The sequence below is a fragment of the Nocardioides maradonensis genome, assembly GCF_054777115.1.
Genome location: NZ_BAAHAZ010000006.1, coordinates 33,157 through 53,785, shown reverse-complemented (window position 1 = coordinate 53,785; position 20,629 = coordinate 33,157). Strand labels below are relative to the sequence as shown.

Sequence of the window (20,629 nt, the reverse complement as noted above, 5' to 3'; positions counted from 1 at the left end):
CCGGGGAGACGCTGGCACCATGCACCTGAACACCCCCGAATCTCGGAAGGTCCTCGTCGTCGGCGCGGGCCTGGCAGGTCTCACCGCGGCACGCGTCCTCACCGCGGCCGGCGCCGACGTGACCGTCCTCGAGGCCGCCGACCGGATCGGCGGGCGCACCTACACCGTCCGCGACGGTTTCGCCGACGGGCAGCACGGCGACCTCGGCGGGGAGCTCGTCACCACCGACCACAAGGCCATGATCGCTCTCTGCGCCGAGGTCGGGGTCGAGCTCTCCGACGAGGTGTGGCTGGAGCGCCCCGACCTGCGTCCGGGCGAGAGCGCCGTCGAGGGCTACCTCAGCGAAGGACGGATCATCGTCGAGGGCGCGCTGCTCACCGGCGCCCGCTTCGCGGCGGTCGACGACGAGATCCGGGTCGCGCTCCGCGACGTACCGCCGGCGCCACACGAGGTGATCGCGCAGTGGGTACGCCGCGCGGGCCTGTCCGCCGTGACGCGCCGCGCGATCGTCGGCATCGGGAGGATGCCGGTGCAGCACGACCCGAACTTCATCGACACCCACTACCTGACCGGCGCGCACATGCGGACCGTGCGCCGTGTCGTCGGCGGCAGCGGACGGCTGGCAGACGAGCTCGCGCGCGGGCTCGACGTCCGCCTCGAGAGCCAGGTGCGGTGCATCCGTCAGGCGGGCGGCCGGGTGCAGGTCGAGCTGGAGAGCGGCCAACGACTCGTCGGCCACCACGTGGTCGTCACCGCCCCGGCGTTCGTGATCCCGACCATCGGCTTCGATCCGCCGCTCCCGGCCAACGTGATCGGCAGCCTCACCTCGATGCAGCGGGCGTACGGCGGCAAGGTGATCGCCCAGTACGCCGAGGGCGACGCCGTGCGCGCCGCACTCAGCCACGCCGTGTTCACCGACGGCCCGCTCAACACCGCGTGGGTGAGCAACCACTACGTCACCTCCGGGCCCGCCGTGGTCAGCGGCTTCATCTGTGGTGCCGACCGGCACGTGCTCGAGGACGAGGACGCGGCCCTCGCGGCTCTCGACGAGGTGGTGAGCATCGCGGTCGGTGGGCCCGTCACCAGGCTCACCGGACAACGCAAGAACTGGTCGGCGGACCCGCTCGCACTCGGCATGGGCGCCACGACGACCCACTCGACCCGCCACCAGGTCGTCGCGCAGATCGCGACGCCGGAGCGCCGGGTCCACTTCGCCGGCGACCAGACCGACGTGGAGATGGCCGGCTCGATGGAGGGCGCCGTCCGCTCCGGGCTGCGCGTCGCCGACGAGATCGTGCGGATGCCGCACCGGATTCCCCTGGATGAGATCGACACGAGGTTGGTACGCGCATGAGCACCATCGTCATCGGAGCCGGCCCGGCCGGCCTCGCCGCGGCCCGCAGACTCGCCCGGGCCGGCGAGGACGTCATCGTCCTGGAGGCCCAACCCCACGTCGGGGGCCGCACCCGGAGTCTGCGCGATCGTCTCCAGCACGGTCAGCCCGCCGATCTCGGCGCCTCCTTCATCGACATCGGCCAGGACCGGATCCTGGCGTACTGCGAGGACCTCGGCGTCGAGCTGTGCCCGCAGGTCGCGCTGTTCCCCACGGACCCCGACGGGAGGCTCACCGCCGCCTCGCCGCTGCGCACCACGCTCGTGATGGACGGCAAGCGACTCCACGACGACGAGCGCGACCAGCTCGCCGACGAGGTCCGCGCCGCCTTGGACGCCACCCCGCCCGAGCCCACCGAGCCCATCCCCGCGTGGGCCGCCCGCGCCGGCCTCTCCCCCGACGCCCGCAGGATGTTCTGCCGGCAGAGCGGCTACAACCCGGTGCACACCGACGCGCAGGTGCCGATGTCGATGCTGGAGCCCCCGCACGTCGGTCGGGTGTGCTGGTTGATCGCCGACGGCACCGATGCCCTCGCGCGCGCGATGGCCGAGGACCTCGACGTACGTCTCGAGCAGCCGGTGCGCGCGGTGCTCCGCCGCAACGGCCACCTCGTCGTGGAGACCGACACCGATCGGTTCACCGCCGACGACGTCGTGGTGGCGACTCCAGTCACGCCGACACTTGCCATCGGCTTCGAGCCGGTGCTGCCCGCCTGGAAGGTCGACGCCCTCCTCGCCACGCCGATGACACAGGGTGGCAAGGTCGTCGGTCAGTACGCCGACGGCGCCGCCATCGTCGAGCGACTGGGCCTGTGCGCCATGAGCGACGGTCCCATCTCGCTGGTCTGGAGCCGCCCCGTCGGCCCCGAGGACTCGGTCGTGGTGCTCGGCCTGCTCGCCGACCGCGCCGACGGCATGCTGCGCGACGAGGAGCGCTGCCTCAACGCCCTCGACGAGCTGATGGCCGCGATCACCGGCCTGTCGGTGCGCCGTCTGGGCGGTGTGGTCCAGGACTGGACCCGGGAACAGTACGCCGGCGGCGTGGTCTCGACCCTGATGGGCGACTACCCCCGGCTGCCCAGCGTGCTCGCGCAGAGCGTGGGCGCGGTGCACTTCGCCGGCGAGCACACGGCCGAGATGTGGGCCACCAGCATGGACGGCGCTCTGCGTTCCGGGGAGCGAGCGGCCGACGAGGTGCTGCAGCGCCGCCACCTGCGAGGCCGGCACGAGCACTAGGATCGAGGAGCCCACGACCGCGGCAGACGAAGGAAGACCTTGCCCTCACCGAAGCAGACCCGCGCCCTGCCCGCGGACGTCACCAGCTTCGTCGGGAGGCGCCACGACCTCGCCGCCGTGCGGCAGCTCTTCTCCTCGGCGCGGCTCGTGACGCTCACCGGCATGGGCGGTGTCGGCAAGACCCGGCTCGCGATCCAGGCGGCGCAGGAGATGCGGCGCGCGTTCCCGGACGGCGCCTGTCTCGTCGAGCTCGCCGCTCTCCACGACCCGGACCTGCTCGCGCAGGCGGTCAGCGACGCGCTCGGGTTGCGGAGCCAGCGCGCCGTCGACCCGGTGACCGCCCTGGAGGCCTTCCTGGCCGACCGGCGGGTGTTGCTCGTGCTCGACAACTGCGAGCACCTCGTTGATGCCACCGCGGACCTGGTCGACCGACTCCTGCGCGCGGCGCCGGAGGTGAAGGTGCTGACGACCAGCCGACAGGCCCTGCGCCTGGTCGGGGAGCACCTCTACCCCGTGGCTCCCCTGCTCACGCCGGACCCGGAGGAGGCCCGTGAGCCGGGCACGGCCGGCCGTTACCCGGCGGTCGCGCTGTTCGCCGACCGCTCGGCGGCTGTGGTGCCCGGCTTCACCGTCACGCCCGAGAACGAGCAGGCGGTCGTCCGCCTGTGCCACCGCCTCGAGGGCATCCCCCTGGCGATCGAGCTGGCCTCGGTCCGCCTGCGGGTGCTCACCGTCGACGAGCTGGCCGCGCGGCTCGACGACCGGTTCGACCTGCTGCGCGAGGGCAGCCGGAACCTGCCCGAGCGGCACCAGACGCTCCAGGCCCTGATCGACTGGAGCTACGACCTGTGCACGCCGATCGAGCAGCTGCTGTGGGCACGGTCGGCAGTCTTCGTCGGCGGATTCGGGATCGATGCGCTCAAGGCGGTCTCGACCGACGACCGCCTCCCCGGACCGTCCATCATCGACACCGTCGCACGACTCGTGGACAAGTCGATCCTGATCCGCGAGGAGCACCTGGGCCACACTCGCTTCCGGATGCTCGAGACGCTGCGCGAGTACGGCGCCGCCCGGCTCGCCGAGGACGAGCGGGAGCTGGCGAACACCGAGCGGCGGCACCGCGACTGGTACGCCGGGCTCATCACGGCCGCGGGCAAGGAGTGGGCCGGCCCCCGCCAGGAGGACTGGGCGACCCACCTCCGGCTCGAGCACGCCAACCTTCGTCGTGCGCTCGACTACTGCATGTCCAGGACCGACGAGGTCAGCACGGGCCTGCGGATGGCTGCAGTGCCCTGGTTCTGGGGGGCGATGGACCACCTGACCGAGGCCCGGCTCTGGCTGGACCGCGGCTTGGCGCTGGCACCGGAGCACACCTTCGAAGGAGCGTGGGCGCTGGCCACCTCGGCGTACATCGCCGGCTTCCAGGGCGACCTCGACACGATGCACGACTACGCCGCCAAGGCCCATGCGATCGCGGTCGAGCTCGACGACCTGCGGGCGCTCGCATTCACCACCCACGTGCTCGCCTTCGAGAGCTCGCTCGGCAGCTCGGCCGACCTCAGCTCGGCCGTCCCGCTCTTCGAGGAGGCCCTCGCCCAGTACGCCGAGTCCGGGGTCGCCGCGCAGTACGCCGAGAGCCTCCAGGTCGAGCTGGGTGCCACGCTGATCCTGCTCCGCGAGTACGAGCGCGCCCAGGAGGTCGCCGATGGGCTGCACGACCGGTGCGCGGCGATCGGCGAGCGCTGGAACCTCTCCTACGCGCTGTGGCTGCGTGGCCTGCTCGCCCTCGTCGCGGGCGACCTCGAGAAGGCCGAGGCCCAGCTCTTCGAGGCACTGCGGATCAAGCAGGTCTTCCACGACACCCTGGGCCAGGGGCTGACGCTCGAGGTGGTCGCCTGGGTCGCCGCCGTCCGTCACGAGGCCGACCGGGCGGCGCTGCTGTTCGGCGGCACCGACACCATCTGGCGCACCCTGGGCGCTCGCCAGCTGCGCAGCTTCCGCCAGCGCTACGAGTCGCTGGTGCGCAAGGAGCTCGGTGAGCGTCGCTTCCTCGCGGCGTTCGAGCGTGGCAGCCGCATGAGCGTCGAGGAGCTGCTGGCCCTCGCGCTGCGCGAGCCGAGCGCCGACCAGGGCACGGCACCGGAGCCGGCAGCGGGCCTCACGCCGCGCGAGCGCGAGGTCGCCCAGCTCGTCGCCGAGGGCATGTCGAACAAGGAGATCGCGGCCAAGCTGGTGATCTCCCTGCGCACCGCCGAGGGCCACGTGGAGCGGATCCTCAACAAGCAGGGTTTCAAGTCTCGCGCCCAGCTCGCGATCTGGTTCACCCAGCACGGTAAGACGTCAGGGTGAGCCGGCCGCCGGCCCACCCTGACGTCAGCCTCGGTGGATCAGCGGCGGCCGAGCGCGACGTTGGCGTCCCACGCCGCGGCAGTGATCCCGCGCTCGCGGACCTTGCCCTTCTCGATCCGCTCTGAGGGCGTCTTCGGCAGGCTGTCGACGATCTCGACGTAGCGGGGGACGGCGAAGCGGGGCAGGTCCTTGCCGACGAACTCGACCAGGTCGACCGGGTCGAGGGTCGCGCCCGGGACGGTCACCAGGAGCACCGCGACGTCCTCCTCGCCGACCTCGGAGGCGACGCCGATCGCGGCCGCCTCCAAGACGGCGGGGTGGGCCAGGATCGCGGTCTCGACCTCCCAGGCGGAGACGTTCTCACCGCGGCGCCGGATCGAGTCCTTCTTGCGGCCGATGTACTCCAGGGAGCCGTCGGGGTGCTCGCGGACCAGGTCGCCGGTGTGGAACCACAGGTTGCGCCAGGCCTCGACCGTCGCCTCCGGCTTGTTCCAGTAGCCCTGCATCATCGCGAACTCGTCGCGTGGACGGTAGATCAGCTCGCCGGCCTCCCCGACAGGCACGGGTGCGTCGTCGCCGTCGACCACCTGGACGTCGATCCCCGGCGCGGGGCGGCCGATCCGGCCAGGACCGGTGTTCCCGCCGTCCGCGGTCGAGCAGGTCAGCAGCAGGCACTCGGTCATGCCGTAGCCCTCGACGATGGTGACGTCGAAGCGCTGCTCGAAGTCGCGCCAGATGTCAGCCGGGGTCGAGGAGCACATCGCGAGTCGCGCGGGGACGTCACGGTCGTCGGGTCGCGCCGGCTGCTTGTGGAGCAGCCACAGCATCGTGCCGATCGTGCCGAAGGCCGTGGCGCCGTGGTCGCGCAGCTCGTCCCAGAAGCGGGACGCGCTGAACCGCTGCCCCAGGACCGCCGTCGCCCGGAGGGCGACGACGGTGGACAGGAAGGCGCGGGCGTCGATGTGGAACAGCGGCTGCACGCAGTAGATGACGTCGGCGGCGGTCAGCGGGTAGCTCTCGGTGATGTGCGCCGCCTGGGAGGGGTAGTACTTCTGCGGCAGCATCACGCCCTTGGACGGTCCCGTGGTGCCCGAGGTGTACATGATCGTGGCCGTGTCGCCCGGGCCGGGGGCGACCAGGTCGCCACCGGTGGTGCGGCCGAGGTCGGTCAGCTCGGCGAAGGTCAGCTGCCGGGCGCGGTCCCCGAACGGCGTCGAGGAGTGCTCGCCGATGCAGACGACGACCTCGGGGTCGACGGTGATGGTGTCGGCCAGGATCTTGAGGTAGTCCTCGGTCGCGATCAGGACCTTCGGCCGGGCGTCGTCGACCAGGTAGTCGAGCTGCCGGCCACGCGCCTCGGCGTTGAACGGGACGTCGATGCCACGCGCAGCGGAGATGCCGAGCCACGACCACACGACCTCGGCCCGGTTGTCGCACATCAGACCGACGCGGTCGCCCGGCTCGACGCCGAGCGCGCGCAGGCCGCGGGCCGTCGCCTCCACCTCCTCGACGGCCGCGCTGTAGGTGAACGACTCACCCGCGATCCGCAGGAACTCGTGGTCCGGTACGTCGGAAGCTGCGTCGCGCAGCAGGGCGACCAGGCTGGCAGAGATGGGCATGACGCGATCTTCGCCACGTCGTCGGCGTAGCGAGCGCGTCACCGTTCGCTCACCACCCGGCTGGGGGAAGGGCGTACGCCGATCCGCCGACGCTCCTCATCGCGGAACGGCATCGAGCGACGGGCGGCGCGGTCCCAGCGCACCAGGATCGCCCGCGCCCGGGTGTGCGGGCCGCGCGCGGAGGCCATCACCTCCTGGACCGTCACGGTGCTGCGGGTCAGCTCGGTGGGCTCGATGCTGAGGGTGACCGGGCCGTCGGTCAGCAACAGCTCGCGCTGGTAGTCCAGCTCGAGCCGGACCAGCACGAAGGCGGGCGCCGGCTCCTCGGTGATCTCGGCCAGCCAGTGGGCGTGGGCCTCCTCGAAGAGGGTCAGGTGGGCTGCCGCCGTGACGTGGCCGAGGTAGTCGACGTACTCCTCGCGCAGCGGCAGCTCGATCGTCCAGGCACTCATGGAGGCACAGTGGCGCGCCCGGGCGCCCCGACATCGCTGCCGCCGCGGATCTCCCCCACCCGGGCGAGGCGGGCGGCGCGATCGCGCGGCGGCAACGCCGGGCTGGCCCATGATCGCGACGTGTCCGAAGCTGCCGTCCTCGTCGAGACGACCGACGCCGTCCGCACGATCACCCTGAACCGCCCCCACCGCCTCAACGCGCTCAACCCGGACCTGCTGGACGCCTTCGATGCCGCGTTCGCGGACCTCCCGGGGACCGTGCGCGCCGTGGTGCTGCGCGGCGCTGGGCGCGCGTTCTCCAGCGGCCACGACCTCGCCTGGTCGGCCGAGCAGGAAGACCTTGGCTCGAAGTCCGCCGACGAGCTCGCCGCCACCACCGAGCGCCTGCACGAGATCACCCGACGGATCCGCTCCTGCCCGGTGCCGGTCGTGGCCCGTGTGCACGGCTACGCGATCGGTGGCGGCGCGGAGATCGCGCTCAGCGCCGACCTCGTCGTGTGCGGCGAGTCGACCACGTTCCGCTTCACCGAGACAGCGGTCGGACTCGTGGTCACGAACGGCTTCACCGCGGTCCTCCCCCGCACCGCCGGAGCGGCCGTCGCCAAGGAGATCATCCTGCTCGGCGAGCCCTTCGACGCACACCGGGCGGCCACCTGGGGGCTGGTGAACCGGGTGGTTCCCGACGACGCCCTCGACGGCGAGGTCGACCGCGTCGTCGCGACGCTGCGCACCAAGTCACCGCTCGCCGTGCGGCTGGCGAAGAACCTCATCGACCAGGCCGGATCCGGCTCCCTCGAGGAGGTGATGCGGCGCGAGACGGAGGCCAGCGTCGTCGCGGCCCAAGGACCCGATGCCCGGGAGGCCGCGCTCGCCTTCGCCGAGGGCCGCCCGCCGGCGTACGCCCTGTCCTGACCACCACCGAGGAGATCCCATGACCACCACCACCGTCGCCGCCGAGCCGACCACTGCGGTCCTCGCGGGCAAACGGGCCCTCGTCACCGGTGCGAGCCGCGGCATCGGCCGTGCACTGGCCATCGCGCTCGCCGCCAACGGTGCTGATGTGCTCGCCGTCGCGCGAGGTGAGGAGGGACTGCGTGAGACCGCTGCCCTCGCGACCGGCCCCGGCCGGATCACGGTCTTCGCGGCCGACCTCGGCGACCCGGACGCCGCCGATGCGGTCATCGCCCGCGTCGTCGAGGACCTGGGAGGCCTCGACATCCTGGTCAACAACGCCGCCACCGATGTCAACCACAAGATCGAGGACTTCCCCCTCGAGGACTACCAGCAGATCCTCGACCTCGGGCTGCGCTCTGCGTGGCTCCTGTGCCAGGCGGCCTCTCCCCTGCTCGGCGAGGGTGCCAGCGTGATCAACGTGGGCTCGGTCTGCAGCATGGTCGCGATGCACGGCGAGACGGCGTACGTCGCCGCGAAGCACGCCATCGTCGGCGTGACCCGCGCGCTCGCGCTGGAATGGGCTCGCCGCGGCGTCCGCGTCAACGCTCTCGCCCCGGGCTGGGTCGCGACCGAGATGAACCAGGCCGTGCTCGACAGCGAGGACGCGATGGCCTGGGTGCGCCGCAACACGCCCCTGGGACGGTGGGCCTCGACCGAGGAGATGGCGGCCCCGGTCGTCTTCCTCGCCTCCACGGCCGCCTCCTACATCACCGGCCAAGTGCTGGTGGTGGACGGCGGCTGGACCATCCGGTAGGGCAGCTCAGCCGGGGTCGGCGAGGAACGGATCCGTCGCCTCGTCGGCCCGCAGGCTGCGACGTACCCGGTCGGAGCCTGCCGTCCGGATGATCACGACGCCGACGATGACGAGCGCGGCCCCGCCGAGCTGGAGCGGGCGCGGAGCCTCGCCCAGCAACAACCATGCCATCCCGAGCGCGGCGATCGGCTCGGCCAGGGCGACGAACGACGTCACCCGAGCGCCGAGCACGCTGACGGCGGTGAAGCCCGCGACGTAGACGAACACCGTCGAGAGCAGCACGACCAGGACGAGCGGCACGAACGGGCCCATGGCGCGATCGCCGAGAGCGACCGGCGCGCTGCTGATGCGGAACGGGAGCAGCCCCACCAGCACGAGCAGGCAGAGGGCGACGGCACTCACCCCGAGGCCGCCACAGGCGAGGGTCACCGGCGGCATGGATGCCGTCATCCGCTCGGAGGCGAGGAAGTACGTCGCCACGCAGCAGGCACCGCCGAGCGCCCAGGCGATGCCGACGGGACTCGGCCGCTGGACACCCATCGCGGCGACGACGACCACCAGGCCGCCGATCGAGACCGCTGCACCGAGCAGGGTCGCGGGACTCGGCCGCTCACCGTGGCGCAGCCAGACCCAGCCCAGGACGAGGACGGGCGAGAGGTAGAGCAGCATCATCGCAACGCCGACCGGTAGCCGCGCGAGGGCGTTGTAGTAGCACAGCGCCGTGCCCGTGATGCCGATCGCGCCGAGCACGACGACACCGCCGAGGCTCGCGCGCAGCGAGACGCGTCGGCGACGTGCTGCCCAGCACGCGGGGCCGAACAGGACAAGGGCGGCGAGCGAGGTGCGCAGGAGCAGCACGCCGCCGGCCGTCCAGCCGCCGAGGATCAGTGACTTGCCGAACGGGCCGCTCGCGCTGGACGAGACCGCGGCGACGACCTCGAGCCCGAGCGCAGCGCGGGCGCCGAGACGTCGTCGGACGACAGGGGGAGCGGTTCGGCTGTCAGCCCGCACGGAGCTGGGTGCCGGTCGCACCGGTCGGGATCCACCCCAGCAGCCCGAGCTCCTGTGCCCGGCTGGCCGCCTCGGCGCGGTTGCGCACCCCGAGCTTGCGGTAGACCGAGCTCGTGTGCTGCTTGATCGTGTGCCGGGACAGCTGCAGGCTCTCGGCGGTCTCCGGGTTGCTCAGCCCCGAGGCGAGGAGCCGCAGCACGTCGAGCTCGCGCCGCGAGAGCTTGACGGCGGGGGTCGCCTCGCCCTTCGGGAAGACCTTGCCGCCCTCGGCCACGTGCTTGACGGCCAGCTGGATCGCGCCCGGGGTCAGGTTCTTCGAGAGCGCCCCAACCGCCCCCAGGGACGAGGCCAGGGCGGCCGGGATCCTGCCGTCACCGAACATGAGCACCACCTTCACGTGGGGCATCAGCTCGCGCAGCGTGCGGCACAGGTCGGGCCCGCTGCGGCCGCCGAGCGAGGCGCTGACCAGCACCAGCTGCGGGTAGTGGCGGCGAGCGATCTGCAGCGCGGCCTCGGCCGTGCCCGCCATCAGGCAGGACTCGACCCACGGCGCGTCGTTGAGCACGGCGCGCAGGCCGGCGATCAGCAGGGGGTGCTCCTCGACGACGAGGACGCGTTGGGGCCGGATGTCGTCGTTCCAGCTGCGGGCGACGGTCGGCTCGGGTTCGGCGCATCGCGTGGCGACGAGTGTCATTCAGCACCCCGTTCGGTGTCGTTCGCCGGGCGTTTCCCGGTGAGGTGCACGCTCGTCCACGCGACCGCGGGCGGCACCCGTGGAACTACCTGTTTCCGCCACCCCAGCCCGAGCAGGGGTACGCCGCGGCACCCGTCAGCGCGCCTCGAGCCCCCGGCGCTCCTCGGCCGTCAGGGGCCGCGACCGCCGCTCCTCGGGGTCCCACGCCGCGTAGCGAGTGCGGGCGGTGCTGCAGACCTCCCCGTCCGCCGAGCAGAGCACCATCGTGGCCTCGAAGGACGCACGGCCCACCCGCCCGATGGCGACGTGCACGCGGACCGGGCTGTCGCGGCGACGTACCTCGCGCAGGTAGGCCACGCTCAGGTCGGCGACGACGAAGTGCGGCTCGGCCGTGTTCCAGGCCTCGGAGACGTAGTCGGCGAACGCCTCGGCGTACACGACCGGGTAGCCGGTCGCCGTCAGGTGGCCGTAGGCGTCGAAGTCCCGCCACCACAGCCGTAGCTCCGTCGACCACCAGCTTCCATAGCCCGCCGGCACCTGACGGCGCTCGGTCACGGCGGCCTGACCTCGACCAAGCCTCATCCTCGAGCTCCTTCTGCTACCCGACGAGCCCTCGGTGGCCGTCGCGGGCGCTCAACGTAGGGCGGCGTCCGCGCGCGGCCGACGCCGCCGATCGCCGGAGTCACCCGATCGGGCGGGTCGTCCCGCCGCCGGAGCGGAGCTCGGCGACTCCCCCACCCGGGCATGATCCGCGTCACATCCCGGTCGAGCCGTGGCGGGCTCTCTTGGATCGACGGACCGGTCGAATTCCCCTGAGCATCGGAGGTCGCGACGTGACCGAGCAGGAGCGAGAGCTGGCCGACCTGCGGGTCGCCGACACGGAGCACTGGACGCAGGGACCGCCGCACGAGGTCTTCGCCCGGCTCCGCGCAGAGTGCCCGGTGCACTGGTCCGACGGCATGACCGAGTATCCCGGCGAGGCTGGCTACTGGTCGGTCACCCGAGCCGACGACATCCGCACCGTGGCGCTCGACTGGCGCACGTACTCCTCCTGGGCCGGCGGGGTGCAGATCTGGACCGATCTCTACCCGATCGAGAACGCCCGCGCCCAGTTCATCGCCATGGATCCGCCGAAGCACGACCGGATCAAGGCGCTCTTCCTGGCCGGCTTCACCACCGAGCGGATCGCCGAGCGTGAGCCGATGATCCGGGCCATCGTGTCCGACGTGCTCGACCGGCTCGACGGCCGCGAGACCTGCGACCTCGTCAAGGACGTCGCACAGCCCGTGGTGGCCCGGGTGATCGGTGAGTTCGTCGGCACCCCGCGTGAGGACGACGGCGGCTGGGCACGACTCGTCAACGCGTTCACCGGCTACGACGCGCCCGAGCTGCGCGGCGGGCGGACCATGGACGACCTGCTCGCCGAGCTCGACCGACGCTGCCGCGCGCTGATCGAGGAGCGCCGCAAGCACCCCAGCGACGACCTCGCCGGGATCCTGGTCGACGCCGAGATCGATGGCGAGCGCCTCAGCGACGAGGAGATCGTCATGGGGATCATGCTGCTGATGGAGGCCGGCAACGACAGCACCAAGGCGACGTACTGCAGCGGGATGCTGGCGCTGATGGAGCACCCCGACCAGCGGCGGCTGCTGCTCGAGGACCCTGCCCTGATCCCGGGTGCGGTCGAGGAGTCGTTGCGGATGTTCCCCGCCTTCTCACACTTCCGCCGTACGGCGACCCAGGACACCGAGCTCGCCGGCCAGCGGATCGCCGCCGGCGACAAGGTCGTCATGTGGTTCCCGTCGTCGAACCGCGACGAGGCACGCTACGAGGACCCGGACCGCTTCGACGTACGGCGCAACCCCGAGCACGACGCCTTCGGCGCCGGCGGCCGGCACTTCTGCCTGGGCCACGCCCTCGCCCGGCTCGAGCTCCGGGTCCTCTTCGAGGAGACGCTGCGGCGCTACCCCGATCTCGCGCCTGCCGGTGAGGCGGTGGCCGCGCTGTCGACCTTCGTCAACCAGTTCGTGACGCTTCCGGTGCGGCTGCGCCCCTGAGGTCTCCAGAGCGCAGCCGCCCGAGATCAACCGGCGACGCGGATCAGCTTGCGGTTCACGAACTCGTCGACCGCGAACCTGCCCAGCTCGCGACCGAAGCCGGACCGCTTCGTGCCGCCGAACGGGAGGCCGGGCTCCTCGGCACCGACGATGTTGACGAACACCATGCCCGCGTCGAGCGCCGTGGCGACCCTGTCGCCCTGCGCGGCATCGGTGGTGAAGACGTAGGAGCCGAGTCCGAACGGCGAGTCGTTGGCGACCGTGACAGCCTCCTCCTCCGAGGTGACCCGGTAGAGGCTGGCGACCGGTCCGAACAGCTCCTCGCGCGCAGCCTCGGTCGACGGGTCGATGTCCACCAGCACGGTGGGCGTGTACGACGCCCCGTCGCGCGTGCCGCCGACGAGCACCTTCGCGCCACCCTCGATGATCCGGTCGACCTGGCGCTCCAGGAACTCAGCAGCCCCCACCGAGGACAGCGGACCGAGCGCGGTCTCCTGCTCGGACGGGTCGCCCGGGACCAGCGCGGCGGCAGCGGCCGTCATCTTCTCCACGAACGCGTCGTAGAGGTCGTCGATGACGATGAAGCGCTTGGCGCCGCAGCACATCTGGCCGGCGTTGTCGTAGAAGCGGACGCCCAGCGCCGCCTCGACGGTGGCGTCGAGGTCGTCGGTGCTGAGCACGATGAACGGGTCGTTGCCGCCGAGCTCGAGCACGACCTTCTTCAGGTTGCGCCCGGCGAGCTCGGCGACGTGGGCACCCACGGCCTCCGAGCCCGTGACGGAGATGCCCTGCACCCGCGGGTCGGCGATGAGCCCGTCGACCTGGGCGTAGGTCGCGTACAGGTTCTCGTAGGCGCCCGCCGGGAGGCCGGCGTCGAGGAAGATCCGCTCCATCGCGGCCGCGGACTCGGGGCACTGCGCGGCGTGCTTGAGCAGGATGGTGTTGCCCGCCATCAGGTTCGGCGCGGCGAAGCGCGCGACCTGGTAGTACGGGTAGTTCCAGGGCATCACTCCGAGCAGCGTGCCGACTGGCGAACGCCGTACGACGGCGGTGCCGGTGCCCCACTCCAGGGGGACCTGCTCGTCGGCCAGGAACGTCTCGGCGTTGCGCGCGTAGTAGTCGTAGATCGCGCCGGCGAAGTCGACCTCGAGTGCGGCCTGCTCGATCGGCTTGCCCATCTCCCGGCTGGTCAGCCGGGCCAGCTCGTCGCGGCGCTCGGCGTACAGCTCGGCGACGCGGGCCAGCAGCGCGCCGCGCTCGGCCGGCGTGGTGGTCCGGCCCCAGCTGCGGTACGTCGCGTCCGCGCGGGCGACCTTCTCCTCGAGCTGCGCGTCGGTCAGCGCGGCGTATTCCTTGATGGTGGTGCCCGTGTACGGGTCGGTGACGGCGTAGGTGCTCACGGACCGACCGTCCCTCCGCAGCGGGCGCCGTCCCGCCGCCCCGACCGGAACACCGCCCAGCCGGGGGAGGCCGACCTGCCGCGGGCATCACCCATCCGGGCGGTTCTCACCCCACGGCAGCTCTCCCCGCGGGGGCGCCGACCCATCCTCGACCCATGACTTCCACCGACATCTTCGACATCGCCGGCAAGCGCGCCATCGTGAGCGGCGCCAGCCGCGGCATCGGCCGGGCCATCGCCCTCGGCTTCGCGCAGGCCGGGGCCCACGTGCTGGTCATCGCTCGATCCGAGGAGGGGCTGAAGGAGACCGCCGCCCTGGGCGCCGACTTCCCGGGCACCATCGACATCCTCGCCGCGGACCTGCTGGCCCCCGAGTCGGCCGAGGCCGCGATCGTGAAGGCGGCTGAGATCCTCGGCGGGATCGACATCCTGGTCAACAACGCCGCCGACGACCACGACTCCCCCATCGAGAAGACCGAGCTGGCCACGTTCCAGCGCGTGGTCGACCTGAACCTGCAGTCGTGCTGGGTGATGACCAAGGCCGCCTCCCCGTTCCTCAAGGACGGTGGCGGCAAGGTCATCAACATCGCCTCGGTCCTCGGCCTGATCGCCATGCGCAACGACAGCGCCTACATCGCCGCCAAGCACGGCCTCGTCGGGCTCACCAAGGCGGTCGCGTTGGAGTGGGCCCGCAAGGGCGTCCAGGTCAACGCGATCTGCCCCGGCTTCGTCGAGACGGCGATGCTGCCGCAGCTCGGCCAGGAGGGCGTCGCGGACTACATCCGCAACCTGGTGCCGGCCGGCCGTTGGTCGCAGCCCGAGGAGTACGCCGGCCCGGCGATCTTCCTCGCATCCTCCGCGTCGGACTACATGACCGGGCAGGTCCTCGTCATCGACGGCGGCCAGACCGCCCAGTGACGACACACTGACCGCTGTGGGGCGCGGCGAAGGGCTGGTGCGGGGTGACCCGCGCCGGCCCTTTCGGCTGCTCCGGCGGTCGGTCGTGAGCCAGGTGCAGGGCGGCCGTAGGTCGAAGGCTCCGACTCCCCCAGGTGGGTGATCCAGGCCACCTCGGCCAGGTGCGCGCGCGCCGGAGGTTCCTAGAGTCCATCGCATGCCCCTGGATGCAGCCTCGCGCGCGTTGATGGACGACCTGACGGCCGACGGATCCCCGCCGCCCTCCGAGCTGACGGCACCGATCCTGCGCCTCGGCGACATGATCCTCGCCGGCTACAGCGGCCCGGGCCCCGAGGTCGGCGGCGTGACCGACCTGCGGCTGGACGGACTGGACGGCACCTTCCGGATCCGTGCGATCCGACCGACCGGCACGCCCGAGTCGATCGTCGTCTACTTCCACGGCGGCGGGTGGGTCCTCGGCGACATCGACCTGCAGTACGACCACATGGCCCGCGACCTCGCGACCGCGGCCCGCGCCACCGTCGTGCTCGTCAACTACCGCAAGGCCCCCGAGCACCCCTTCCCGACCGCCGTCGAGGACAGCTGGACCGCGCTGACCTGGGTGGCCGAGCACGCCGACGACCTTGCGCCCACCGGCGTTCCCCTGGTCGTCGCCGGGGACTCCGCGGGCGGCAACCTCGCCGCCGTGATGGCGCTGCGGGCACGCGACCGCGGTGGCCCGCGCCTCGACGCCCAGGTCCTCATCTACCCCGTCACCGACTGCCGTACCGACCGGCCTTCGTTCCTCGAGCCGGAGAACCAGCTGTTCCTCGACCGCGACACGATGGCCTGGTTGTGGGACCAGTACCTCCCCGACGAGCAGGCGCGCAGCCAGCCGGACGCCTCGCCGCTGCGCGCCGACTCCCACGCCGACCTGCCGCCCGCGCTGGTCTACCTCGCGGCGTACGACCCGCTGCACGACGACGGGCTGGCCTACGCCGAGGCCCTGCGCGCCGCCGGCGTACCTGTCCGCGTGGAGGTGGCCGCCGACCAGATGCACGGCTTCTTCCAGATGGCCGGGATCCTGCCGGGCTACGAGGCCGGCATCCGCCTCGTGAGCGAGCACCTCACCACCCTCTCGACCCAGACCAAGGAGCCCTCTCGTGGCTGACCACGACGTCATCGTCATCGGCGCCGGCTTCGCCGGCATGTACCAGCTGCACCTTCTGCGTGAGCGCGGCTTCGACGTGCTCGCGATCGAGGCCGGCGAGGACGTGGGCGGCACGTGGTACTGGAACCGCTACCCCGGCGCGCGCTGCGACATCGAGTCGATCGAGTACTCCTACTCCTTCGACGAGGAGCTGCAGCAGGAGTGGACCTGGACCGAGCGGTACGCCGCCCAGCCCGAGCTGCTCACCTACGCGCGGCACGTGGCCGACCGGTTCGACCTTCGCCGCAGCATCGTCTTCGGCACGCGCGTCGACGCACTCGACTGGGACGAGCCCGCACACCACTGGACGGTGCGCACCTCGGACGGGCAGACCCGTACGGCGACGTACGTCGTGGCGGCCAGCGGCTGCCTGTCCGTGCCCTCGCGCCCCGATCTGCCGGGGCTCGACGACTTCGGCGGGGAGCTGCTGTGGACCTCGAGCTGGCCCGACGACGCCGACCTGGCCGGCAAGCGCGTCGCGGTCGTCGGCACGGGGTCGTCCGGGCTGCAGACGATCACGACCATCGCGCCCGTCGTGGGCTCGCTGACGGTCTTCCAGCGGACCGCCTGCTACGCCGTACCCGCCCACAACGGCCCGATCGGTGACGCCCTGGTCACCGTGAAGGCCGGCTACGCCGCTCGACGCGAGGTGAGCCGGATGACGCCCAGCGGCTACCAGTGCCCGATGGACACCGCCACGTTGGCGGACATCAGCGCCACCGAGCTGCCGAGCGTGCTCGACAAGCAGTGGGACTTCGGCGGGCTCTGCTTCACCGACTCCTTCGCCGACGTGCTGGTGGATCCTGTGGAGAACGAGCGGGTCTCCGCCTGGGTGCGCGAGCGCATCCGCGCCAAGGTGGACGACCCAGCGGTCGCCGAGAAGCTGCTGCCCACGTTCCCGATCGCGACCAAGCGCCTCTGCGTGGACACGGGCTACTACGAGGTCTACAACCAGGACAACGTCGAGCTGGTCGACATCACCGACGAGCCGATCGTGCGGATCACCGAACACGGCATCCTCGCCGGCGACCGGCAGCACGAGGTCGACGTGATCGTCATGGCCACCGGGTTCGACGCCATGACCGGAGCGTTGACCGCGATGGAGATCCGCAACGGCGAGCTCACGCTGCGAGAGAAGTGGGAGCACGGCCCCCGCACCTACCTGGGTCTGATGTCGTCCGGCTTCCCCAACCTGTTCACGGTGTGCGGCCCGCAGAGCCCGTCGGTGCTGTCCAACATGCTGACCTCGATCGAGTACCACGTCGGCTGGATCGGTGACCTCCTGACGCGCGTGCGCGAGCGTGGCCTGAGCCGCGTGGAGCCCCTCGCGGAGAACGAGGACAACTGGGTGCGTGCCACCAACGACCTGGCGAACATGACGATGATGCCGCAGGCGGCGTCCTGGTACATGGGCGCCAACATCCCCGGCAAGGAGCGGGTCTTCATGCCCTTCGTCGGCGGGGTGGGGATGTACAAGCAGGTGGCCGACGGCGTCGCGGCCGCCGGCTACCACGGTTTCGCGCTGTCCTGAGCGAGATCCCTCTGATGGTCAGGCGCGCGGCCCGAGCCGCACGGGTAGCGCCTTGACCTGGTTGATGAAGAACGACTCGGCGTACGGCGCAACGCCGGCGATCTCCATCTGCGGATACCGCTTCAGCGTCTCCTCGATCATCAGCCTCAGCTCGAGGCGGGCCAGCGCGTTGCCGAGGCAGAAGTGCCGGCCGCCGGCGCCGAATGCCTGGTGCTCGGGGTTGCGGGCGACATCGAAACGGTGCGGGTCGTCGTACTTCTCCTCGTCCCGGTTGGAGGACGGGTACCACATGACGACCTTGTCGTTCTCCTTGATCAGCTGACCGCCGAGCTCCACGTCCTTGGTGGCGGTGCGCCGCATGAACGAGAAGGCCGGGAACATCCGCAGCGCCTCCTCGACCACGCTCGGGACCAGCGACATGTCGTCGATCACCTTGTGCCGCTCGTCAGGGTTCTCCATCAGCGCCTTCATCGCGCTGACGTACGTCGCCATCGTGCTGTCGTTGCCCGCGCCGACGAGCAGCAGCGTGCCGTACATGATGTCCTCGGCGGAGAGCTGCTGCCCGTCAATCTCGGCGTGCACGAGGATGCTGATCAGGTCGTCCGTGGGATTCGCCCGGCGCTCCTCGATCATCGTCGTGACCTCACCCATCAGCGTCGGCAGCAGCTCGTCGACGTACGCCGGAATGCCTCCCGGGTTGAGATCCGGATCGTCACGGCCCATGTAGCGCTTCATGTAGTCGGCCCACTTGACGTCCTCCTCCTCCGGGATGCCGAGGAGCTGGTGGATGACGCGGGCGACGATCGGCTGGGAGACCGCGCTCACCAGGTCGCACTCGTCCTGGCCGTCGAGCCGGCCGAGGACGCCGGAGACGATGTCGCGGATCCAGCCCTCGTGCTCGGCGATCTGCTGGTTGGTGAAGCCCTTGAGGAACAGCTGCTTGATCCGGTCGTGCTTGGGCGGATCCATGCCGATGAACTCTGCGCGCGCGAACTCGAGTGGGATCTGGTGGTTGGTGATGTCGATGCCCATCCGCTCCGACGAGAAGGTCTTCCAGTCCTTGCTGACCTGCGCGACGTGGTCAGCCTTGGTCAGCGACCAGAACCCCTCTTCCTCGGGGAGGACCGGGATGTTCGGCGACCAGTGCAGCGGACACTTCGCGCGCAGCTCGGCGAAGGTCTCGTGCGGCGGGCCGTCCGCCCAGAGAGGGAAGTCGGCGAGGGTCAGGTCCTCGGGCAGTTCGTTGGCGGTCATCGGTTCCTCCGGAGTCGGGTTCGACCCGTCGACGCGATCGCTCGACAGGATCACGTGGTCATCTCGTGGTGACGCTAGAAGCCGGTGCAGCCGCGATCGCCACCCGAGGGAACCGGTTGCCCGGGTGGGGGATGCGTGACCCGAGGGGTCAGTTCGTCTCTGCGCTGGCGCCCGGCTACTGCGCGGTGTAACCCCCGTCGACGACGTACGACGCCCCGGTCACGAAGCTCGCGTCGTCGCTCGCGAGGAACGCCACGACCGCAGCGATCTCCTCCGGCTCGGCCAACCGCCCCAGTGGGTGCCTCCCCGGCAGGCCGGGGTCTGCATCGATGTCGGCCTGCACCATGGGTGTCCTGACGTAGCCGGGGCACACCGCGTTCACGCGGATCCCGTCGGCGGCGTGCTCGAGGGCCAGGTTCCGGGTGAGACCCTCGACCGCGTGCTTGCTGGTGACGTACGACGTCGCCCCTGGTGTGCCGACGTGGGCGAGCATCGAAGCGGTGTTGACGATCGATCCCCCGCCGGCTGCCTTCATCAGCGCGATCGCGTCCCGCGCCATCAGGAACGCGCCGTCGAGGTTCACCGCGAGGACCTCGCGCCAGTCGGCCAGGGCGGTGGTCGCACCCCAGCTCTCCCGGACGATGCCGGCGTTGTTGAACAGCACGTCCAGCCTCCCGTGCACGCGACGGACGTGCTCGTAGACGGCAGCGACGTCGGCCTCGTCGGTGACCGAGGCGCGGACGAAGGTGGCGCTCGCCCCGGCGCCGTCGAGCTCGATCGCGAGCTCACGCCCACCGCGCTCATCGACGTCGACGATCACGACCCTGCCGCCTTCCGCCGAGAACCGGCGGGCCGCTGCGGCACCGATACCTGATGCGCCGCCGGTGACGACGACGACCTTGGACTCGAACCGTCGCACGGTCAGCTCCTTCCGGCGGCGGCGCGCTGCCGTCGCTCACCGGTTCTGCGTGCGGAGGCGGACAGCCGCAGGGCGAGGGTCGGAAGCAGGCCGACACCCCGTGACAACGCTCCGCTCGACCGAGGGTGCGCACCCACGAGCCGTCGGCTCTCGAGAAGCTCGAGGCCGGCGCGCGCGACGTCGTCGGCACTCGCCTGCTTGCCGCCGGCGAACAGGATCGACGCTCCGGGGTCGGTGGCCACGGCGCTCACCATGGCGGTGGCGGTGACGTCGGGGCACAGCGCTCGGGCCCGGATCGGCAGGCCGGCATGCTCGAGGTCGCCCTGGAGCGAGGTGGTGAACGACAGCACCGCCGCCTTCGTCGCCGCGTAGACCGCGAGTCCCGGCACCGGGGCGAGGGCCGCGGTCGAGGCGACGTTGAGGATCGCGCCACCGTCCGCGGTCATCGCGGCCACGGCGGCGCGCGAGCCGGCGATCACGCCGAGGACGTTGACGTCGAGGCTCCGTGCGATCTCGTCGGGGTCATGTGTCCAGCTCTCCCCCGCGATGAGCACACCGGCATTGTTGATCCAGACGCGGATAGGACCGAGCTCGGCGGCGCGCTCGGCCACCTCGACGTGGCAGGCCGGGTCGCGCACGTCCTGCGGGAGCCAGGCGCAGCCCAGCTCCTCCGCAGCCGCCCGGGCGGCCTGCTGGTCGATGTCAGTGATGAGCACCGTTCGTCCTGCGGCGACGAGCCGGCGGGCGAAGGCCAGGCCGATGCCTCGGCCCCCGCCGGTGACGACTGCGACTTCTCGATCCATGAAAGCTCCCTCTCGTTCGGTGGGTGCTCCACCATCACGGTCAGCGAGCGCGCAGCAGGCGCCGGAGTCGATCAGGCTCACCCGATCGGGCTAGTGGT

The 20,629-nt window shown here is 71.5% G+C and carries 18 protein-coding genes; 9 read left to right on the top strand and 9 right to left on the bottom strand.

Annotation, left to right across the window (positions count from 1 at the left end):
- Nucleotides 1-19 precede the first annotated feature (19 nt).
- The 3 genes from ACYVAQ_RS08365 to ACYVAQ_RS08355 are packed head-to-tail and all read left to right on the top strand — an operon-like array spanning nucleotide 20 to nucleotide 4,977.
- Nucleotides 20-1,354 (top strand): flavin monoamine oxidase family protein, encoded by a 1,335-nt coding sequence (locus ACYVAQ_RS08365; RefSeq protein ID WP_460788198.1) that lies wholly within the window; start codon nucleotides 20-22, stop codon nucleotides 1,352-1,354.
- Nucleotides 1,351-2,628 (top strand): flavin monoamine oxidase family protein, encoded by a 1,278-nt coding sequence (locus tag ACYVAQ_RS08360; protein WP_460788196.1) that lies wholly within the window; start codon nucleotides 1,351-1,353, stop codon nucleotides 2,626-2,628. The genes ACYVAQ_RS08365 and ACYVAQ_RS08360 overlap by 4 nt, the downstream gene beginning before the upstream one ends.
- A gap of 39 nt (nucleotides 2,629-2,667) precedes the next feature.
- Nucleotides 2,668-4,977 carry a LuxR C-terminal-related transcriptional regulator gene (locus ACYVAQ_RS08355; RefSeq protein WP_460788194.1) on the top strand — a complete coding sequence of 770 codons (2,310 nt, stop codon included), beginning with the start codon at nucleotides 2,668-2,670 and terminating at the stop codon, nucleotides 4,975-4,977.
- 38 nt (nucleotides 4,978-5,015) lie between these two features.
- On the opposite strand, the gene ACYVAQ_RS08350 is transcribed toward ACYVAQ_RS08355, so the two are convergent.
- Nucleotides 5,016-6,596, bottom strand: a complete 1,581-nt coding sequence (locus ACYVAQ_RS08350) for an AMP-binding protein (protein ID WP_460788192.1) — start codon at nucleotides 6,594-6,596, stop codon at nucleotides 5,016-5,018.
- A 38-nt stretch (nucleotides 6,597-6,634) separates the two neighbouring features.
- The gene (locus ACYVAQ_RS08345) at nucleotides 6,635-7,048 is read right to left on the bottom strand and encodes an acyl-CoA thioesterase (RefSeq protein WP_460788189.1); all 414 of its coding nucleotides are present in this window, start codon (nucleotides 7,046-7,048) and stop codon (nucleotides 6,635-6,637) included.
- Nucleotides 7,049-7,168: 120 nt separating this feature from the next.
- On the opposite strand from ACYVAQ_RS08345, the gene ACYVAQ_RS08340 reads away from it, so the two are divergent.
- Entirely contained in the window at nucleotides 7,169-7,960 is a 792-nt protein-coding gene (locus ACYVAQ_RS08340) for an enoyl-CoA hydratase/isomerase family protein (RefSeq protein WP_460788187.1), read from the top strand.
- A 19-nt stretch (nucleotides 7,961-7,979) separates the two neighbouring features.
- Nucleotides 7,980-8,756 (top strand): SDR family NAD(P)-dependent oxidoreductase, encoded by a 777-nt coding sequence (locus ACYVAQ_RS08335; protein ID WP_460788185.1) that lies wholly within the window; start codon nucleotides 7,980-7,982, stop codon nucleotides 8,754-8,756.
- Between the two features lie 6 nt (nucleotides 8,757-8,762).
- Here the strand turns inward: ACYVAQ_RS08335 and ACYVAQ_RS08330 are convergent, their stop codons facing one another.
- From ACYVAQ_RS08330 to ACYVAQ_RS08320, 3 genes are all read right to left on the bottom strand, one after another.
- Nucleotides 8,763-9,788, bottom strand: coding sequence for a DMT family transporter (locus ACYVAQ_RS08330; RefSeq protein ID WP_460788182.1), 1,026 nt, complete (start codon nucleotides 9,786-9,788; stop codon nucleotides 8,763-8,765).
- Complete coding sequence (locus ACYVAQ_RS08325; RefSeq protein WP_460788180.1) at nucleotides 9,757-10,461, bottom strand: LuxR C-terminal-related transcriptional regulator; 705 nt, start codon at nucleotides 10,459-10,461, stop codon at nucleotides 9,757-9,759. Before ACYVAQ_RS08325 ends, ACYVAQ_RS08330 begins: the two co-directional genes overlap by 32 nt.
- A 135-nt stretch (nucleotides 10,462-10,596) precedes the next feature.
- On the bottom strand, nucleotides 10,597-11,043 hold the full coding sequence (locus ACYVAQ_RS08320) for an acyl-CoA thioesterase (RefSeq protein WP_460788177.1): 447 nt from the start codon (nucleotides 11,041-11,043) through the stop codon (nucleotides 10,597-10,599).
- Nucleotides 11,044-11,294: 251 nt separating this feature from the next.
- Between ACYVAQ_RS08320 and ACYVAQ_RS08315 the strand changes: the two genes are divergently transcribed.
- Entirely contained in the window at nucleotides 11,295-12,518 is a 1,224-nt protein-coding gene (locus tag ACYVAQ_RS08315; RefSeq protein ID WP_460788176.1) for a cytochrome P450, read from the top strand.
- Between the two features lie 26 nt (nucleotides 12,519-12,544).
- On the opposite strand, the gene ACYVAQ_RS08310 is transcribed toward ACYVAQ_RS08315, so the two are convergent.
- Nucleotides 12,545-13,918 carry an NAD-dependent succinate-semialdehyde dehydrogenase gene (locus ACYVAQ_RS08310; RefSeq protein WP_460788175.1) on the bottom strand — a complete coding sequence of 458 codons (1,374 nt, stop codon included), beginning with the start codon at nucleotides 13,916-13,918 and terminating at the stop codon, nucleotides 12,545-12,547.
- A gap of 155 nt (nucleotides 13,919-14,073) precedes the next feature.
- On the opposite strand from ACYVAQ_RS08310, the gene ACYVAQ_RS08305 reads away from it, so the two are divergent.
- The 3 genes from ACYVAQ_RS08305 to ACYVAQ_RS08295 all read left to right on the top strand — a co-directional run bounded on the left by ACYVAQ_RS08305 (nucleotide 14,074) and on the right by ACYVAQ_RS08295 (nucleotide 17,555).
- On the top strand, nucleotides 14,074-14,835 hold the full coding sequence (locus ACYVAQ_RS08305; RefSeq protein ID WP_460788173.1) for an SDR family NAD(P)-dependent oxidoreductase: 762 nt from the start codon (nucleotides 14,074-14,076) through the stop codon (nucleotides 14,833-14,835).
- A gap of 196 nt (nucleotides 14,836-15,031) precedes the next feature.
- Nucleotides 15,032-15,985 (top strand): alpha/beta hydrolase, encoded by a 954-nt coding sequence (locus ACYVAQ_RS08300; protein ID WP_460788171.1) that lies wholly within the window; start codon nucleotides 15,032-15,034, stop codon nucleotides 15,983-15,985.
- Nucleotides 15,978-17,555 (top strand): flavin-containing monooxygenase, encoded by a 1,578-nt coding sequence (locus tag ACYVAQ_RS08295; RefSeq protein WP_460788169.1) that lies wholly within the window; start codon nucleotides 15,978-15,980, stop codon nucleotides 17,553-17,555. Before ACYVAQ_RS08300 ends, ACYVAQ_RS08295 begins: the two co-directional genes overlap by 8 nt.
- Before the next feature lie 18 nt (nucleotides 17,556-17,573).
- On the opposite strand, the gene ACYVAQ_RS08290 is transcribed toward ACYVAQ_RS08295, so the two are convergent.
- The 3 genes from ACYVAQ_RS08290 to ACYVAQ_RS08280 all read right to left on the bottom strand — a co-directional run bounded on the left by ACYVAQ_RS08290 (nucleotide 17,574) and on the right by ACYVAQ_RS08280 (nucleotide 20,531).
- Entirely contained in the window at nucleotides 17,574-18,809 is a 1,236-nt protein-coding gene (locus ACYVAQ_RS08290) for a cytochrome P450 (protein ID WP_460788167.1), read from the bottom strand.
- A 175-nt stretch (nucleotides 18,810-18,984) separates the two neighbouring features.
- Nucleotides 18,985-19,728, bottom strand: coding sequence for an SDR family NAD(P)-dependent oxidoreductase (locus ACYVAQ_RS08285; RefSeq protein WP_460788165.1), 744 nt, complete (start codon nucleotides 19,726-19,728; stop codon nucleotides 18,985-18,987).
- 2 nt (nucleotides 19,729-19,730) lie between these two features.
- A complete protein-coding gene (locus ACYVAQ_RS08280; RefSeq protein WP_460788163.1) occupies nucleotides 19,731-20,531 on the bottom strand; it encodes an SDR family NAD(P)-dependent oxidoreductase in 801 nt (266 codons plus the stop codon).
- Nucleotides 20,532-20,629: the final 98 nt, after the last annotated feature.